This window comes from Thermococcus barophilus MP, assembly GCF_000151105.2.
GTDB lineage: Archaea > Methanobacteriota_B > Thermococci > Thermococcales > Thermococcaceae > Thermococcus_B > Thermococcus_B barophilus.
Map to the genome: position 1 here is coordinate 1,184,938 of NC_014804.1, position 17,886 is coordinate 1,202,823.

Consider the following 17,886-nt stretch of genomic DNA (forward strand, 5'->3'; position numbering starts at 1 on the left):
TAATAAAAAATTAAAATCAGGAGACTTCAATGTAAAATCCGATGGGTACTGGTGTGTCTCTATAAGTTGTTCCGTACCATGTTTTTACTGGAAGCTTCATTTCATAGGCACTTTTCACACCTTTGAAATAAAGATAGTTTCCATTCTTGCTCTGTACACTTCCTAGGACTGCATAATCGACATAATCCTCCAGGCTGAAGCCCGCTACAATTACATCAAGCCAGGCGGGTGCTGTCTCGGGGTTGAGGAAAGCGATTAACGCTCCAAGGGGAACGCCGATGTTGAAGCTTTCTCCGCTTGTTCCCACATAAATTTCGCTGTAGAAATCCTCAATATCTGCCTTGCTGTTGTGAACTGATCCTGTTTGCTCAATCCATCTGCTTGGAACATCGTAAGGCGGTTCTCCACTGGCTTCTCCGGTTATAATATGGTATATCCCGTTGTAATAATCAGTGTCGAAGCTGTCTATCTTTACAAAATACCTCTCATTTCCCGTGGGATAACACCAAGCCGTGCAGAGGTACTCCTTCTGGTATATGTAGTGTACAGTCCCCTTAATCCAAATGTACTTTGAAGAGTAAGGACTTACATCCATTATCCACGATGCCTTGTATTTTTTCGTTACTGATCTTCCGAGGGCTTTTACAGTTATTGAGCTTGGGTCAAAGCTGATTTTCTCTGAGATAAGATCACCAAACGCTACAGTAACCATTGGCCCCAAATAATAACTTCCCCTATAAGCCATTTGAATCGTGGCAGAGATACTGCTCGGTGCTTTGTTTTTCACTATTAAAACGGGTATTTTCTGGTGTTGGTAAGATTTGTCTTCCACAGTTTCCCATACATAATAAACGTCATGGGCCATTGGCTGAATTTTTGAGGCTTTTGAGCTTAAAGCTTTTAAATCTTTAACTCTTGCTTCTTTAAAGTTGAATTTCAGCATGATGTTTTTTGCAAATGTGTTTTTGCTTACTTTAACTTCAAAGCTTTCTGGTGGAAAGGTGTAAAGCTTTCCATCCTTAACAACCCACACGTCAATTCCAATAAAAGCCGTATGAGAGCCCTTGGTTTTTGCAATGCTCCTTGGAGTATCGAGGTTGAGTTTTATCATGTTGTCTGGGAAAATCAGGCTTTTAAGTAGGTTTTTAGTTAGTGTTCCCTTCTGAAGAACTTCGATGCTCCCATTCTTGTCAAAAGTCCAAATCGAGTAATAGACTTTTCCATAGTCTGTCAGAGGTTTTCCTTTCTCATCAAAGAGGGTTAATCTGGCACCACCAATTGGAGCCGCTTGAGTATATCCCAAAGCCACTAAGATCAACAATCCAACAAGTAGTGCAAGCAGTCTTCTCATGCCTGCACCTCCTTCAAACATTGCAACAATACTTTTGACTTTAGTACGTATAAATTTTTTCTTTTATGAGTTGTAATCCTTTCTGCTTTTTTTTTCGTGAGTTCTTACTTTCCAACTGCATCTTCAAGAACCCTATTAGTCAAAATAAAACTGAGTAAAAGACTGAACAAAAATAAGCATCCTCTTTAAACCCACCACAATTGCTCTTAGCCAGCCGACAGCAAAAATTATTAAAACTTCCTTAGGCAATTGCCGAAACATTTATAATTACAGAAAGAGAAAAATATACCATGCTCGAGAAGGAAAAGGAAGCTCTGGCTAAGAGAATTGCAGGGGAGATTACACTTTCTTCAGACCCTGGAAAAACCATGCGCAAGTGGAGAGAGATTTTTGGGATTAGTCAAACGGAATTGGCTGAGTATTTGGGAGTTTCTTCTTCGGTAATTAGCGATTATGAAGGTGGCAGAAGAAAAAGCCCCGGTGCTTCGACAATAAGAAAGTTTGTTGAAGCGCTGCTTGAAATTGATGAGAGAAGGGGAGGGAACGTAATTAAAGCTTTCAGCAAAACCCTTGGGAGCGAGTTCCCGACCAGTGCAATCCTTGACATTAGGGAATTTGCCCTTCCCGTAACTGTAAGAGACATAGTCAATGCCGTAAAAGGCGAAGTCGCTGCCAACATTGATCTGCTTGATAGACCAATTTATGGATATACCGTCGTGGACAGCATTCAGGCAATCCTTGAAATGAGCAGTGAGGAATTCCTTAAGCTCTATGGATGGACAACAGAGAGAGCCTTAGTTTTCACAAAAGTGACAACCGGAAGGAGCCCTATGATTGCTATCAGAGTCCAAGGACTGAAGCCAGCCGTTGTAGTGCTGCATGGAGTTAAGAAACTCGATGAGCTGGCAGTTAAAATAGCCGAAAAGGAGAGGGTTCCGTTAGTGGTCTCAAAAGTTGAAACCGAAAGTGAGCTGATAATGAACCTCAGAAAGCTTGTGGAAAAGAGAGAAAAAGAGCTCTGAATCAAAAAGGCAACTCCTTCATTCTCCATATGCTATGGTTAGCCAGTTTTTCTAATCTGTCCTTCATATGAAGCAGAACTTCGCTGAGGATTTTTCCATTGTCATAATTGTTCACAATCGCCTTAAGCTCCTCTTTTGGTTTTTTCTTCAGCTCTTTTGCAATTTCAATCATTCTCGGATATGCTCTTATTATATTGTCTACAACTGTGATATCTGCCATTCTGGCACTCCTTGAGAGGGGATTGAGGTCAATTGTGATGACAAACTTGCCCATTGCAACCAATGCCTCAGTTCTGTCACCATCTTCCAATGGCACAACAACTACGTCAGCTCTCCATATGCCCTTCTCATCAACTTTCCCTCTCTCGCTTTCAAGATTTGGGATCCTCTTGGTTGGATTTATTCCCAAAAGTTCAACATCTGGATCAATTTCTCTTAACACTTCTGCTATTGCTTTAACCCTTTCTTCTGTGCGGTAGAAGAGGTTTATTTCAATCTTTGCGTTAAGGAGTTTTGCCAATTCAATGGTCTCTTTAGGGACTAATGCTGCAACATTACCGTTCACAGAAAGGACAGGATGTTCAGCGAGCAAAAGCTTAGCAACAGCTGCCCTCATAGCTCTTTCTGCTGGCTCAATTGTTTTTTCGCCAATTAAATAGTCAAAAGCCTCTCCCCTGCCATGTGCTATTAGTCCAGCTGTTGCCAGAATTCCATTCTCTAACGCTTCTTCAAGTTTATGCCTATAGTACAGGCTCCAATATCGGGGATGAGATTTAGGTACTTTGAATTCAGCCATTTTCCCACCTCCTTTTCATTAGTAATGTTCCTACAAAAAGCATCAGGAACGAAGCGGGCCCACATATTCCACCTTTTTCGGATGTCGTTGTTATTGGGGAAGATGACGTAATAGGGGTTGAAGAAGGAGTGATGGTTGTCGTGGTAGCCGTCGTAGTTTCTGTCTTTGTGACAGTAACGGTAGTTGTTGCGGATGAGGAAGTTGTGGTTGTTTTTGTTGGAACTGGTGTAGTTGTAGTTGTCGTCATGATTGTTGTAGCTGTTGTGGTAGTATTTAGACTCTGTATTTCCTTCTTCGGTTTTGTTCCAAAAGTGAAAAACCATGCATCACCGGCATGAGGTGAGTTGAGTATTCCTTCAACCTGCATCACTTTAACAGAGTGAGGCTGTGAAGCAAGTGCAACTTTAGTAACTTTCGGCGCATAATTACTCCAGGAAATCTTAAGTGTCCCGTAGAGTGTCTTTTTAGTAACCTCTGATACGTTTGGGACCACAAATTCCCAAGAGGAACTCTCAGTGTACCCAGCGACATAGATAACGGAGTCTTGCATGAGTGCACTTGTTATAAGATCAGAACCAGCTCCAATGAACTTTCCAAACCACAATAATTTACCATCTCTTGTGAATTTTGCAATAAATGTGTCTTTATTTCTTGTCTCAAAATTCCCTGTATTTCCAACTAATATAAGCTCCGTGTTGTTTGGAATCACTGAGATTATCTTATCTTGATAACCAAGCCCAAAATTCATTGCATTTATTAGAGATCCATCAGGAGAAACTTTGAGTAGAAATCCATCCCCAAATGCTAAGCTTTCACCTGTTGAACCACTTACATACAAGAGACCATCAAAAATTATATCCCCCACATCCTCTCTTTCATCAGTTGTCCATATCTTTGCCCATTCCAACTCTCCTTCTTTGCTGAGTTTTATAACAAAGACATCATCATTGTCAGTTCCAGCAACGTATACGGCATCTAAAGATACAGTTACGGCTTTTGCTTCGGTATTTCCTGTTCCAAACTGAACAAACCAAACAATATCCCCTCCAGGAGTTAGCTTTGCAACAAAACCCTCTTTGGTCTTTCCTGTTGGCTTTGTATAGCCTACTACATACAGATATTTATTGTCAAATGTAATATCATTTGCCTCATCATTGAAGCTCCTGCCAAATGTTTTGAAGTACTCTAAATCACCATCTGTGTCCAATTTTGCAATAAAAGCATCTGAATTTTCAAATGCCGTCGATCCCACTTGTCCAACTAAATAAAGGTTTTCTCCCCAGAGCACCGCTTTCTTGACCCAGAGCCTTTCTGAACTTTCTATTATTTTCTGGAACTCAAACTTATCCCCCGTCATTTTCACGACAAAACCTACTCTATTTGAACCAAAACTGTCGCTTGAACCTATCATGAAAACGCTATCATTGTAAGGAATAAACGCTACCCCGATGTCATAAGCGGATCCGCCCCAAGTTAAGTAATTAATTTCTTGAGCCAGTGAAAGTGGCAACAACACCAATGCAACAAACAGCACAATAATTCGCTTCATGAACATCACCAAAAATAGTTGAGTTCAAGATTTAATAGGATTTTGTTACCATTCCCTCCTTCTGTCCCCAAAGAAAAATTTCATAAAACCAGAGAACTCTTCTCCCCTGAAGTCTTCATAAAGTTGGTTTGTCTCTTTGGGAGTCAGCCACTCAATATCATCAGGTATACCCTCTGTGAAGATATACTCAACCTCCTCGCCTTTTCTCGCAATATTAAGCGTGTAGATTTTCTTTCCCAACTCTTGAGCAATTTTGATTTCATTCACAACTAAAGATGTAAATTTGCCAATTATTGCAACTGCAACAAAAAATTCTGCGTCTTTTATCATGTGGCTCGTTCCTTTAAGCCCATAGTCTGAAGGCAGAACAACGTTATTTGAACCAAGCTTTTCTTCAAGAATCTTGAGAATGACTTTTTCTGTCTGGGTATGATAAATTATGGTAGGCTCGCTTAGATAAATCAAAGGTCCGAATTTTTCTTTTTTCTTTCTTTTCAGAAATCCGAGCATAAAATCACCTCAGGTGGGGATAAAACGTCGTCACGGCCTTATAAGGCTCGGCTGGGATGACACTCATCATCGAGAGTTCTATAGTTCTGTACAATTAATACGAGTTGAGTCTAATAAACATTTCCACCATCATAATTAAGAAATAAAAAGAAAATACCCAACTATTTAACACATGTAATATATGCATCCCACATCTTGAATGGCCCGAGGAAGCAGGTAACGTAGCAGTTGCAGTCGAACTTAATGTCGGCGCATTCGAGGGCACTGCAGATTGTACCGGGGTTCGCGGGGTCAAGACCATCAAGGGGCGACAGACACGGATGTATGCTTCCCCAGCCAGGCTTTGGAAGGCTGTTCTCCAGGTCATCGGCATAGCTGTTTATCGCCGCCCCTCCAACGATGGAATTCGTTTCGGGCATCGGCGGCCAGGGGGTTATGCAGCCAAAGCGCTCTATTGCCGCCCATACGAGGTGGAAGTAGTAGTTGAAAACAACCGCAGGCCCAAAGTTCTTGCTCTGGAGGCAACAGAGCTTGCACGCCTCACCTTCGACCGCACCGACCATGGCCGCCTTAAGCTTGCAGAGGTCGCACCGGTTGGAGCTGAGTTCTCCACCAGCTTCGCCGCCTTTCATAGGCCCCGACGGGTACGCACCCGGATGCATCGAGCTGAGGGTGACGCTCCCAACAGAGGCCGAGAAGCCCGCGTAGCCGGGACCGTTGGTCAGCGTCGCGTTTACTCCCGGAAAGAAGGGAACCGTCAAAGTCCTGTTTTCAGCCATAGCCACCTCAAACCTCGTCTCCGCACCTCCAGACAGAAGTCTAATCTCGTGAAGCCCGTAATCGATGGGGACCTCAAGCATGCCTGTCGAGTTCGTCCTTCCGGTATTCTCGCCATCAACGATTACCGTAACGTTTGAGGCGTAGAAGCCAGGTGGCATGACCACGATGAGGGAGAGCGTTAGGGGCTTTTCTTCTCCAGCTTCTCCGGGAGCCTTTGGAACGGTGAAGTACAGCGCGGTAAGGATCAGCGCGATTACCACGAGTGCATAGCCCTTCCGCTCCTTTCTTCCAATCAGCACCGCGCCGGCAACCCCTATTGGAACGGCGAATATGAGAAGGGCAACGCTCCAGTGGTTGGGCCCTCTTTCTTCTTCTACAGGGGTCGTTTCGGTCTCCGTGGCGTTTGCAACGAAGAAAGAGAAGTAGCCCCTCTCGTCCGTCCATACCACTCTACCGGACACGTTTACGGGCACCCCTGGATGGCTGGCCATCCCGTAGATTACAGTTCCGCCCTCAACTTTCACAGACCGGCTCCAGAGAAGCCCCGGCCTCAGGTCGCTCACCACGGTGGTCGTGTTCATGTAAACGTCTTCGCCGTCGAAGTAAACGGCCGTAAGGTTGTACTCCCCAGCAAGGAACGTTGCGTTCCAGACTATTTCCTTGCCCCATCTCACGAGCTTTTCGTTGACGTAGAGGAAAACGGGGGCTGTGAATATGTCTTCAGGCGTTACCCACGCCCTGACGGTTCCGTTTTCATAGAGGAGATGAACCTTCGGGCGGAGTTCATCAACAAGGACGAGTGCGCCGCCCTCCCCCACGTACCCACCACCGAAGTCGTGGGTTCCCAATATGTTGTAGAGGATTATTCCATTGAGTTCCTCTTTCACAACGTCTCTGTATTCCGGTTTTATCTCCCGCTCTTCCCTTGTTACGTTCTCAGTCTTGGTGGGTCCTCCAAGAAAGGCCGTTTCAAACCTGTACTCTTTGCCCTCAAGGACGCTTTCGAGGGTCCAGGTAACGTTCAGTGGATCTATGAGCGCGAGGAACCCCTCAGAAGCCATCAGGAGAATCCTGTTTCCAAAGGCCTTCACGTGCAGGGGTCTCCCACTCAGCTCTTTAAAGAAAAAGCTGCCGTTTTCCGGGGAGAACCTTACCAGTCCGGTCGCATCGCCCTCCATTATGGCCGCATACAGAAAGCCGTCGTGGCCAAGGACGATGCCGTCCGGTATGAGCCTTGAATAGTTGGAGGGAAAACGCCAGAGGATAAAGGTTTTGTTTTCAGGCTGAAGAAGGCCTATGCCGCCGTGGGGGCTCTCGTTCAGCTCGGCGGTGAAGTATATCCCCTCTGGAGTAGCGTAGGTGTCGTAAACCTTCACAATTCCTGCGGATGAAAAGTCGTAGAAGACGAGGTCGTTTCCAGTGAGAACTCCTATTCCACCGCTCTCGTTGATTTTTCCGGCGTAGTACGCCCTTCCCGGAACGGCAAAGACGTGGACAAACGATACCCCCGGATAACTCCATATGTAAACTGTGTCATTAATGGGGTCAAAAACGGCTGGAGGCCCCCAGTCGGCTGAGATGTATATCCTATCGCTCACGGACATCCCGTTTGGCATAATCGGCAGACGCCAGAAGATGAAGTGAGTTTCGCTGGTCTTCAGACCTAATCTTCCGCTGTAATCGCTGAAATAAAGGCCGTCCGGAGAAAACCTTGGGTGAAGTATCCAGCCTCCGGTATTCCACACCAAAACTTTCGAAGATAAGGCTTGAGGGACAGTCAGGAGCAGGAGGAGTGCAACCCCAAGAAGGGATTTCTTAACAGCGGACATGTTCTCACCGCCCTGTATTTAAGACACTTCTACTTTGGAATTTATATTGGTTTTTGTTTGAAATTTGTCCATTTTGCCAGCCAGGATGTTTCCCTGATTTTGAAATGGCACCAAAAGTCTAATGTATGAAAAAAGCATCATAGGTTGCGGTGGTGAATATGAAGATCAAACTGCCTGCCCCCAAACGCGAGGGTAGAATGAGCCTGGAGGAGGCAATAGACAGGAGGAAGAGCATAAGGAGGTATAAGGACGAGTCCCTGACCATTGAAGAGGTCTCCCAGGTGCTCTGGGCGGCTTACGGAATCAACAGGTGGGGAAAGAGGACATCGCCGAGCGCCGGGGCGTGCTATCCCTTCGAGGTTTACGTTGTTGTTGAAAACGTTGAGGGCCTCTCCCCGGGGATCTACCGCTACGATGGGGAAGCTCACAGGCTGGAACTTATCAGAGAGGGGCATTTCAGAAAATCCCTTGCAGAGGCATGCCTTGGTCAAAGGTGCGTTGCCACAGCTCCCGTCAACATCGTCATCGTTGCCCACTACGAGAGGACCACGGGACGGTACGGCGAGCGTGGGGTGAGATACGTCCACATTGACGCAGGTCACATGGGTCAGAACATTTACCTCCAGGCCACTGCCCTGAACCTGGGCACCGTTGCGGTCGGGGCCTTCAGGGACGAGGAGGTAAAAAAGGTGCTGGAAGTGCCAGGCGAACCGCTCTACATCTTCCCGCTTGGGATTCCGGGGGAGTAGTCAGAGCCTTTTGAGTTCTTCAAACCTTATTAGAACCTCCTCCTTCCCCCTTATGAGGTTCTGCCTGGCAACCTCTTCCCCATCCTTAAGGTAAATCAGCGTCGGGACGTTGAGGACGTCAAAGCGGTTCACAAGGTCGTTCCATTCCTCGGCGTTGATGTGAACCACGGTAATCTCCGGGAACTCCGCACTGAGCTCTTCCATGAAGCTCTCGACTATTCTGCACGGTGGACAGCCCGGGATGGAGAACCACAGCACGGCTTTTCCGTCCATGAAGTTAATCTTTCCATCATACTCAACTATCAATCTCCTCACCTCCGGGAAATAAAAAGGAAAGGGCTCAGATTCTGGCCCTCTTCAGCAGGAGCGAGTTGCTCACGACGCTGACACTGCTTATCGCCATTGCCCCAGCGGCCCACTCCGGCCTGAAGATTATTCCGAAGAGCGGGAAGAGCGCCCCCGCCGCTATCGGGATGAGGATTATGTTGTATATCATCGCCCAGAAGAAGTTCTGCTTTATCTTTGATAGAGTTTTCTGGCTGAGCTTTATTGCCTTAACGACGTCCCTTATATCGTTCCTCATGAGGACTATCTCGCCGCTCTCCATGGCTATATCAGTTCCTGAGCTTACCGCTATGCCTATGTCCGCTTGGGCCAGTGCCGGGGCGTCGTTTATGCCGTCGCCCACGAAGATTACCACCTCTCCCGTCTCCTGCAGCTTCTTGACCTCGTTGGCCTTGTCCTGCGGGAGCACCTCAGCAAGAACGTAGTCTATGTTCAGCTGCCTCGCTATCGCATTCGCGGTTCTCCTGTTGTCGCCCGTTATCATGCCGACCTTCTTACCCATCCTGTGGAGCTCCTCTATTGCTTCCTTTGCGTTCTCCTTTATTGTGTCTGCTATGCCCATCACACCGGCTATCTCACCGTCTATGGCTATGATTATGGCGGTCTTTGCCTCGTCTTCAAGTTTGTGGAGAGTCCCCTCAATATCCTCAACCGGGTATCCTGCCTCCCTGAGGAGCTTCCTGTTGCCCGCGAGGATTTCCCTTCCTCTGACCTTAGCTTTGACACCCTTGCCGGTTATGGCCTCGAACTCCTCCGGTTCTTCAAGCTCAAGGCCGAGCTCCTGGGCCTTCCTCACTATGGCCTCTCCAAGCGGGTGCTCGGAGCGCTTTTCAGCCGAGGCGACGAGCTTTATAAGCTCCTTCTCGTCCATGCCAAAGGTTATTACGTCAGTCACTTCAGGCTTGCCCTTTGTGAGCGTTCCAGTCTTGTCAAAGAGCACCACCGTTGCCTTCCTCGCTATCTCAAGCACCTCTCCGTTCTTGATTAGTATGCCCATCTCGGCGCCCTTGCCCATGCCCACGGTCAGGGCAGTAGGTGTCGCCAGGCCGAAGGCACAGGGGCACGCTATGACGAGGACGCTGATCAGTGTCGTGAAGGCGAAGAGCAGGGGCTCCTTTGCTATGAAGTACCAGTAGACGAAGGAGATGAGAGCCACTGTAAGAACCACGGGTATGAAGTAGGTCACTATTTTGTCCGCTATCCTCTGGATCGGGGGCCTGGTGTTCTGGGCATCTTCAACGAGCTTGATGATCTGCGCCAGAACCGTGTCGCCGCCGACTCTCTCGGCTTTAATCTTGAGCACGGAGTTCCTGTTTATGGTTCCGCCAATTACTTCATCCCCCTTCTTCTTCAGGTTTGGAATTGGCTCTCCAGTTATCATTGACTCGTCAACATAGCTCTCCCCTTCGATTACCACCCCGTCAACCGGTATCTTTTCACCGGGCTTCACTATCACGATGTCGCCGACCTTGACCTGAGTTATGGGAACCTCAATTTCTTTTCCATCTCTAATTACAGTTGCCTTTTTAGCTTGAAGGCTCATGAGCTTTTTAATTGCTTCACTCGTCCTTCCCTTTGCTACATGCTCTAAGTACCTCCCAAGAAGCAGGAAGGCCAGTAAGAGCACGCTTGCTTCGTAAAAGTTGTACTCTTTAGGGAGTACGCCAATTGTCGCAAGCACACTCGCTATGTATGCTGAACCAACGCCCATTGAGTACATTACGTCCATGTTGAGTGTCTTATGCCTCAGAGACCTAATAGCCTTTAGGAACACATCCCTGCCAGAGTACGCTATGACAGGCGTTGCTAAGAGGAATTGTATCCAGAGCATGTAAGGTATCTCAAAGTCCAGCCCAAAGATCCAGCGGTATGTCATGAAGGTTATTATCCCTCCAAATGTCCAAGCCACTATAAGCTTTCTTTTCATATCTTTCAGATGCCTTTCTCTCACTTCCTTTTCTATATCAACGCTCTCTTCACCCTCAACGCCAAGAAACTGATAACCAAATTCCTCGATGGTTTTCTTTATATCGTCCATATCTACCATGGTCGGATCATAGGTAACATTGGCAGTTTCGGTTGCCAGGTTAACTCTGACGTCCAGAACGCCCGGAAGCTCCTTTAACGCAGTTTCTATTGTCCTAACGCAAGAGGCGCAGGTCATACCGCCGATTTTAATAACCGCGTCCCTCTTCTCCCTGACAACACCGTAGCCAACGCTTTCTATTGCCCTAATTATATCCGTTATGCTGACCTTTGATTCATCAAACTTAATGTAAGCGCTTTCAGTCGCTAAGTTCACCTTGGCTTCCTTTACCCCCTCCAGCTCTTTAAGTGCCATTTCTATCGTTTTGGCGCATGATGCACAGCTCATTCCGGTAATCTTAATGTTCACTTCCACCGGAGTTCACCTCCATTACATGCTTTGTTGAAAAGATTATTGAAGTTATTTTTTGACAAAATGTAAATTTCCATAGGAAAATTTTTATAGTTTGAAAGCACAATGTTAATGGTGGGAAAATGATGAAGCTCGATGAAATCGATCTAAAGCTTATCTACCTCCTAATGGACAACTCCAGGTTAAGCATTTCAGAGCTTGCCGAACGCCTGGGAGTCAGCAGACCGACGGTAAAGTCGAGACTGGACAGACTGGAAAAGGAGGGAGTAATCCAACGCTACACAATAAAACTCAATCCCGAACTTCAGAGGGCCAGCAATGTTGTTGCCCTGATAATCAAAACAGACGAACCAGAAAAGCTTCAAGAATTCGAAGAAATTATTGAGATTAACCGATTTACAAGTAAAAAATATCTTATAAAAGTGGCTGTCGAGGATATGGAAGGACTGAGGAACGTCATAGAAGGGGCAGGTTTTGAAGTGCTTGAGATAATGCCCATCCTTGAAAGCATTGAAAAAGAGTACCCACCAAAAGTCAAGGTCTCTTTCAAATGCGACTACTGCGGTAAGGAGATAACCGGGGAACCAATAGTCTATAAGTACCGCAACAAAGTTTACTTCTTCTGCTGTGAAACCTGCTTCAGAGAGTTTAAAAAAGCAAGGGAAAATCTGGAAAAATTCAAATTAAAGGAAAAAGACAAGGTAGAGCACGCTCACGAACACGAGCACCACGCCCATAACTAAATCTCCCCTTCCGCTTACCGAGGAGAGTCTATCCACGGCCCTTCCAAGTCTCGCGTACCTGCTCCCGTAGTGGAAGCCCAAGGTAACGATGGCAAAGGGGAGCACGGATATTCCAATAAACACCAAAAGCAGCGCCGCTGTAGTACTTGGTGAGAACCTGCCTGAAAGCAGGGAGCTCACCAGTAGGTACGAAGGGAGCACGCAGGACAGCGATAGAAACGCCATCACTCCCCCAACAGCAAAAGCCGCCGGCGGGGACGTTGCCTTTTCAAGTATTAGGTTGCTCTTTTCCCTAAACGGGCTGGAAACCGGGAGTCTCACGTAGCCCAGTGCGGAAAGTATCTTGTAAGTCCCCACGGTTATTCCAAAGGCGACCACAAAGTACCTCAAAAAGGGCACCTTCGTATGGAGGTTCATTAGGGCGACGGCGATGACAGAATAGCCCAGGAACGCACCGAGTGTAAAGGCAAAGCCCACCCTGAGAACCTTCCTCTCATCTGTCAGCGCTATCATTGAGAGGAGGAATACTATCATGAGAAATATTGACGGCCGGAGGGCGTTGAGAATCCCAAGGGCGATTATTGAGAACGTTACTCCAGTGAACTCCGTCACCTGGCTCAGGGAGTCCAGCGGTATATCCGCGGCGGTCATCAGGATTGCGTCTGAAATCGTCATTTTGATCACCTAATGTTCCATCGATGGCTTTCCCAAACGTATAATTTCTACAGTTGAATCACGCTTCATGCTTATATTAACCTTATCCCCCTTGGAAAGGCATGGAGTTTTTATTGGATGAGTGTAGCGCACTTTTATTATCTGATCATTTGCTTGTATTATCGCTGTACATGTGAGCGTGGTATATGCCTCGTTGGGTATGCAGTCTGTATCAGCTAAAACCTCCGCATTTTCAGCATTAACTGGTCTTCCTTCAATCAAAACACCAACAAAAGCATCTTGCCCACTCTTTTGATTTACAGAGAAAAACAAAAATAGGACGAATACTACAACAAAAAGAAAAAGAAGTCTTTTCATCTCCCCACCTCATTATCAGCCGCCTAAAGCAGTGGGTTCACTCATCTTCCTCAATGCCCATTGCCTTCTCGCAGTACTCGTGCATCTCCTTCCAGTTGCTGCCCATATACTTCTCCATTATCGGCTCCATTTCCTCATGCATCTCGGTGAAGTTGCCGCTTGCCATGTACTCCTCCATCTGAGCGTACATCTCGTCGTCCATCATGCCGTGCATGCCGTAGCCCATCATGCCCATGCCATGTCCCATTCCCATCATGGGACTGAATCCTCTCCAAAGACCTTTTTCCTCTGCATTGTCAAACGTCCCTGTATGAGCCATGCCTATTGGAATTGCTATGAGCGCTCCAATTATAAATCCGATTAATATTGACTTCCACTCCATCTCAAATCACCTCTTTTGTTGCTTCAGATTGTACTTATGAGCAAAATGCTAATAGGCTTATTATTTTCAACATGTAAACCACGACTGATAAGGTTTCACAAGATGAAAGGACAAAGTTAATTGGAAGTTTACATATTATAAATTGTGATGGAAATGGCTGAAACCGCCAAAAAATATGATAGGTTTTCAAAATTCTACGACTTATTTGAAGCGTTAATAGAGAGTAGGGCTTTCTCAAAATATAGAAGGAAAGCTTTAAGCTTGGCTAAAGGCAAAGTTCTTGAAGTGGGTGTTGGAACAGGTAAAAATCTACCCTACTATCCAAAGGATGTTGAAGTTATCGGAATAGACTTCAGTAAAGGAATGCTTGAGAAAGCCGAAAAGAGAAGAAAAGAGCTTGGCCTTAAAAACGTCAGGCTTCTCCTGATGGATGCTCAAAATCTGGAGTTTGAAGACAACAGCTTTGACACCGTCGTTAGCACTTTCGTCTTCTGCACCGTGCCTGACCCGATAAAGGGGTTGAGGGAAGCATACCGCGTATTAAAGCCAGGGGGGAGGGCCATATTTTTGGAGCACATGAAAAGCGAGTCAAGGCTTTTGAACGTTCCCCTCTACCTTATGGATCCCGTGATGAGGGCGCTCACGGGAACATCCATGGTGCGGGAGACGCAGAAGAACATCAAAAAGGCAGGTTTTAAGATAGAGCGCGTTGAAAACCTGTTTTTTGATATTGTAAGGTTAATTATTGCCACAAAATCTTGATACATTAATATAGCAAAAACAAATCCCCTGTTTCCCAATTTTATCCAAAACCCTTCATTCAAAACCATAGGTTAAATGAGGCTGAAGTACTTCTGTTTTTGATAAAATCTGCATTGCCACAACCGAAAGATATATATGCATTTTTATTCATTAATGAGTATGGAGGGGTTAAGATGGTAGAAAATTACACAAAATTGGGTATTTATGATAACATATTGCAGACTATCGGAAAAACACCATTAGTGAGGCTGAGGAAGATAGAGAGATACTTCAACCTTAAAAACGAGCTCTACGCCAAAGTGGAGTTCTTCAACCCCGGAGGAAGTGTAAAGGACAGGATAGGTAAGTACATGATAGAGGGGGCAAAGAAAGAAGGAAAAATAGTCCAAGGGGCAGTAATAATTGAGCCCACGTCAGGAAACACAGGTGTGGGGTTAGCTTTAGTTGCAGCCGTTGAGGGATACATGACGGTCTTCACAATGCCGGACAAGATGAGCACCGAGAAGGAGCTCCTCCTAAAGGCCATGGGTGCTTTCGTCATTAGAACGCCCACCGCTGTGGCCCCGGGCGACCCGAACTCCTACTACAAGGTGGCAGAGGCTGTAAGAAACCTCATCTGGAAGAAGGGGAGGGCGGTAACCCGAGAGGAGCTTAAGGAGATAGTCGAGTACGTTCAGCGGCTCGTTAATGAAGAGAAGCTCGACGAGCTTAAAGCCATCCTTGAGGATGAAGTGGAGGAAACGCCCTACGCCTACATCCCCAACCAGTACTTCAACAGCTACAACCCCCTGGCGCACTACGAGACCACCGCGAGGGAGATATGGGAGCAGACCGGAGGGGAGATAGACTACCTCTTCGCAGGGATAGGCACCGGGGGGACGATAACCGGAATCGGGCGCTACCTGAAGGAGAGAAAGAAAGACGTGAAGGTAATAGGCGTTGACCCGGTCGGCTCGATATACAGCCTGGTTAAGAAGGGAATGAGCCTTGAGGAGGCCCTCAAGAAGGCCCACCCCTACCTCGTTGAGGGCATAGGCGAAGACCTCCTCCCGGAAACCGTCGATTTAAGCCTCGTTGACGATATGGTTGTCGTCAACGACCAGCAGGCCTTTTCAATGACCCGCTTCCTCGCGAGGAAGGAAGGAATTCTGGCGGGCGGTTCATCCGGTGCGGCACTCTACGGGGCGGTGAAGTACCTCAAGGAGAAAGGAGTTGAAGGCAAGAAGGTCGTCGTGATATTCCCGGACACCGGAAGGAACTATCTCACGAAGGTATTCAACGACGAATGGTTAATCGCGAACGGCTTCGAGGTTGACGATGAAAAGGTTCTGGAGGTGCTGAGATGAGGTTCTCAACCAAAGCCATACATGTCGGTGAAGAGCCCGAGAGCATGCAGCACGGCGACGTTGTATCCCCAATCCACCTCTCAACCACCTTTGCGAAGAGGAGCATAAAGGAGGTCGAGGAAGGCTACGTCTATTCGAGGAGCGGCAACCCCACAAGGGACGCACTTGAGAGAAAGCTGGCGGCACTTGAGAACGCAAAGTACGGGCTGGCGTTTTCTTCAGGACTTGCCGCCGAATCCACGATACTCCTGGCGCTGTTGAAGAAGGGCGACCACGTAATAGCTTTCGACGACCTCTACGGCGGAACGAAGAGGCTCTTCAACCAGGTGATGGAACGCTTCGGCATCGAGTTCACCTACGTTGACGCGAGGGAGTCAGAGAACGTCAGGAATGCAATAAGGGAGAACACGAGGATGGTCTGGCTCGAAACGCCAACGAACCCCCTCCTCAAGCTCGCGGACATAAGAGCAGTAGCCGAGATCGCCCATGAGAGAGACATCATCGTGGTCGTGGACAACACCTTTGCCAGTCCTTACTTCCAGAATCCCCTCGACCTCGGTGCCGACATAGTCCTCCACAGCGTCACCAAGTACCTCGGCGGGCATTCAGATGTTGTCGGCGGGGCTGTGATGGTCAACGACGACGAAATCTATGAGAGGCTCAAGTTCCACCAGAACGCGGTTGGAGCAATCCTTTCGCCCTTCGACTCCTGGCTGGTAATGAGGGGCATCAAAACGCTCGCAGTCAGGATGGAGAGGCACGAGAAGAACGCCATGACGATAGCAAGGTATCTTGAGGAGCACCCGCTGGTTGAGCGCGTTTATTACCCCGGCCTACCCTCTCACCCCCAGCACGAGCTCGCGAAGAGGCAGATGCGCGGCTTCGGAGGCATGCTCTCCTTCGAACTCAAAGGAGGACTGGAAGAGGCAATAAAGTTCGTGGAGAGCCTTGAGATATTCGCTTTAGCCGAAAGCCTCGGCGGCGTCGAGTCGCTCATAGAACTGCCGGCAATCATGACCCACGCATCGGTTCCAAAGGATGAGAGGGAAAAGGTCGGCATAAGGGACTCGCTCATCAGGGTCTCGGTGGGAATAGAGGACGTTGAAGACCTCATCGAGGACCTTGAGAGGGGCTTTGAGGCGGTGAGAGCATGATACCGAGCATTGAAGAGATTAGAACGTTCTTAGAGAAGCTTGGATTTGGCGAAGGGGAGGTCAACGAGCTGGTGGAGCAGATAGAGTACTTCGAGACGGAAGCGCCCGAGAGGGACGACATCGTGCGGGACTACCTCAGGGACGAGTGCATAGAGACGATAGTTAACGATATAGTTGGGGAAATCTTAAAGCTAAACAGGAAAGACATTAGGCTCCTTGACGTTGCCGCAGGTTCGGGCTTCTTCACGGAACGTGTAAGGAGAAAGCTTGAGGAGAAGGGCATAAAAGTCCAGGTCTACGGCTTCGACATAACGCCCAGCATGCTGAAGAGGCTCAAGGAAAAGGGAATAACACCCATCTGGGGTGTTGCCGAGAAGATCAGGGAGTCAATAATGATAGCCAACGAGCACTATGGCATAAATGTTCCAAAAGAGTTCGACGTTGTTTTATCAACCCTCGCATTCCACCACTTCCTAAAGCCAGAGGAAGTCCTCAGGAGCATGAAAAGCGTTTTAAAAGAGGGTGGCAAAGTCATAATAGTTGACGTCCTCAAGCACGAGCACGAGGAGTTCAAAGAAACGCTGAAGGACACCCATCTTGGATTTTCACTTGAAGAAATAAAGGGGATGGGCTCAAGGGTTTTCAAAAAAGTGGAAGCAGGATATATGGACGTGTACTGTGAGGTCGGCGATATCATAGTCGGTCTTTACAAGGCGGTGTTTGCTTAACAGCTCTATTTTTGTTCTTTGTCCGTTCCCTAAAGGAAAATAGAAGAGAAAAATCAGATATTCAGCCTTCCAGAAGCTTTCTTTTCCTTCTCTCGTACTCCTCGTCGTCTATCTCACCGCGTGCATACTTCTCGTCCAGTATCTCAAGGGCGCTCTTTCTGCTTCCGCCTGAGCTCTGCTCAAAGAGCCACTTGATGAACCATACAACGCCAGCTATTATTGCGATCCAGAATAAGAGCATGAGCAGTGCTCCAAATATCCCAAAGTATCCAAATCCCATCATGTCGTGCCACCCCCATCTAGTTTCTCCAGTGTGAGCTGAAAATCTCACCAGTTCAGTGCTTTCAAACATCATTTTGATCTCCTCACATACTACTCAGTGATAAAGGCTATAGAGCTTATTATTGGCA

At 47.2% G+C, this 17,886-nt stretch carries 18 protein-coding genes; 7 read left to right on the forward strand and 11 right to left on the reverse strand.

Features of this window, described 5'->3' with window-relative positions; genetic code table 11:
* Positions 1–16: 16 nt before the first annotated feature.
* Complete coding sequence (locus TERMP_RS06790) at positions 17–1,351, reverse strand: hypothetical protein (protein ID WP_013467641.1); 1,335 nt, start codon at positions 1,349–1,351, stop codon at positions 17–19.
* A gap of 290 nt (positions 1,352–1,641) precedes the next feature.
* Here TERMP_RS06790 and TERMP_RS06795 point away from each other — a divergent pair, with 290 nt between their 5' ends.
* Positions 1,642–2,373 (forward strand): helix-turn-helix domain-containing protein, encoded by a 732-nt coding sequence (locus TERMP_RS06795; protein WP_013467643.1) that lies wholly within the window; start codon positions 1,642–1,644, stop codon positions 2,371–2,373.
* A 1-nt stretch (position 2,374) separates the two neighbouring features.
* Here TERMP_RS06795 and TERMP_RS06800 read toward each other — a convergent pair whose 3' ends face one another.
* The 4 genes from TERMP_RS06800 to TERMP_RS06815 form a co-directional block, all read right to left on the reverse strand.
* Positions 2,375–3,169 (reverse strand): 4-phosphopantoate--beta-alanine ligase, encoded by a 795-nt coding sequence (locus TERMP_RS06800; protein ID WP_013467644.1) that lies wholly within the window; start codon positions 3,167–3,169, stop codon positions 2,375–2,377.
* A complete protein-coding gene (locus TERMP_RS06805; protein WP_013467645.1) occupies positions 3,162–4,718 on the reverse strand; it encodes a CGP-CTERM sorting domain-containing protein in 1,557 nt (518 codons plus the stop codon). Before TERMP_RS06805 ends, TERMP_RS06800 begins: the two co-directional genes overlap by 8 nt.
* A gap of 45 nt (positions 4,719–4,763) precedes the next feature.
* Entirely contained in the window at positions 4,764–5,228 is a 465-nt protein-coding gene (locus TERMP_RS06810) for a hypothetical protein (protein ID WP_013467646.1), read from the reverse strand.
* Between the two features lie 161 nt (positions 5,229–5,389).
* A complete protein-coding gene (locus TERMP_RS06815; RefSeq protein ID WP_013467647.1) occupies positions 5,390–7,837 on the reverse strand; it encodes an NHL repeat-containing protein in 2,448 nt (815 codons plus the stop codon).
* A 158-nt stretch (positions 7,838–7,995) separates the two neighbouring features.
* On the opposite strand from TERMP_RS06815, the gene TERMP_RS06820 reads away from it, so the two are divergent.
* Positions 7,996–8,586: a SagB/ThcOx family dehydrogenase gene (locus TERMP_RS06820; protein WP_013467648.1), complete on the forward strand. Its 591-nt coding sequence runs from the start codon at positions 7,996–7,998 to the stop codon at positions 8,584–8,586.
* On the opposite strand, the gene TERMP_RS06825 is transcribed toward TERMP_RS06820, so the two are convergent.
* Entirely contained in the window at positions 8,587–8,892 is a 306-nt protein-coding gene (locus TERMP_RS06825; protein WP_013467649.1) for a thioredoxin family protein, read from the reverse strand. It abuts the gene before it with no gap.
* A 34-nt stretch (positions 8,893–8,926) separates the two neighbouring features.
* Positions 8,927–11,332 (reverse strand): heavy metal translocating P-type ATPase, encoded by a 2,406-nt coding sequence (locus TERMP_RS06830; RefSeq protein WP_013467650.1) that lies wholly within the window; start codon positions 11,330–11,332, stop codon positions 8,927–8,929.
* A 119-nt stretch (positions 11,333–11,451) separates the two neighbouring features.
* Here TERMP_RS06830 and TERMP_RS06835 point away from each other — a divergent pair, with 119 nt between their 5' ends.
* On the forward strand, positions 11,452–12,072 hold the full coding sequence (locus tag TERMP_RS06835) for a TRASH domain-containing protein (protein WP_013905655.1): 621 nt from the start codon (positions 11,452–11,454) through the stop codon (positions 12,070–12,072).
* Here the strand turns inward: TERMP_RS06835 and TERMP_RS11540 are convergent.
* The 3 genes from TERMP_RS11540 to TERMP_RS06850 are packed head-to-tail and all read right to left on the reverse strand — an operon-like array spanning position 12,013 to position 13,486.
* A complete protein-coding gene (locus TERMP_RS11540; protein WP_158304567.1) occupies positions 12,013–12,747 on the reverse strand; it encodes a cytochrome C biogenesis protein in 735 nt (244 codons plus the stop codon). The two genes, TERMP_RS06835 and TERMP_RS11540, sit on opposite strands and share 60 nt — an antisense overlap.
* Positions 12,748–12,756: 9 nt before the next feature.
* Positions 12,757–13,104: a hypothetical protein gene (locus tag TERMP_RS06845; protein ID WP_013467654.1), complete on the reverse strand. Its 348-nt coding sequence runs from the start codon at positions 13,102–13,104 to the stop codon at positions 12,757–12,759.
* A 37-nt stretch (positions 13,105–13,141) separates the two neighbouring features.
* Positions 13,142–13,486 carry a hypothetical protein gene (locus TERMP_RS06850; protein WP_013467655.1) on the reverse strand — a complete coding sequence of 115 codons (345 nt, stop codon included), beginning with the start codon at positions 13,484–13,486 and terminating at the stop codon, positions 13,142–13,144.
* Positions 13,487–13,639: 153 nt separating this feature from the next.
* Here TERMP_RS06850 and TERMP_RS06855 point away from each other — a divergent pair, with 153 nt between their 5' ends.
* The 4 genes from TERMP_RS06855 (at position 13,640) to TERMP_RS06870 (ending at position 17,476) form a co-directional block, all read left to right on the forward strand.
* A complete protein-coding gene (locus tag TERMP_RS06855; RefSeq protein ID WP_013467656.1) occupies positions 13,640–14,248 on the forward strand; it encodes a class I SAM-dependent methyltransferase in 609 nt (202 codons plus the stop codon).
* Positions 14,249–14,421: 173 nt separating this feature from the next.
* Positions 14,422–15,594, forward strand: coding sequence for a PLP-dependent cysteine synthase family protein (locus tag TERMP_RS06860; protein ID WP_013467657.1), 1,173 nt, complete (start codon positions 14,422–14,424; stop codon positions 15,592–15,594).
* A complete protein-coding gene (locus TERMP_RS06865; RefSeq protein WP_013467658.1) occupies positions 15,591–16,748 on the forward strand; it encodes a cystathionine gamma-synthase in 1,158 nt (385 codons plus the stop codon). Before TERMP_RS06860 ends, TERMP_RS06865 begins: the two co-directional genes overlap by 4 nt.
* The gene (locus TERMP_RS06870; protein WP_013467659.1) at positions 16,745–17,476 is read left to right on the forward strand and encodes a class I SAM-dependent methyltransferase; all 732 of its coding nucleotides are present in this window, start codon (positions 16,745–16,747) and stop codon (positions 17,474–17,476) included. The genes TERMP_RS06865 and TERMP_RS06870 overlap by 4 nt, the downstream gene beginning before the upstream one ends.
* A 61-nt stretch (positions 17,477–17,537) precedes the next feature.
* On the opposite strand, the gene TERMP_RS06875 is transcribed toward TERMP_RS06870, so the two are convergent.
* Positions 17,538–17,831 carry an SHOCT domain-containing protein gene (locus TERMP_RS06875; protein ID WP_237702794.1) on the reverse strand — a complete coding sequence of 98 codons (294 nt, stop codon included), beginning with the start codon at positions 17,829–17,831 and terminating at the stop codon, positions 17,538–17,540.
* Between the last annotated feature and the right edge of the window lie 55 nt (positions 17,832–17,886).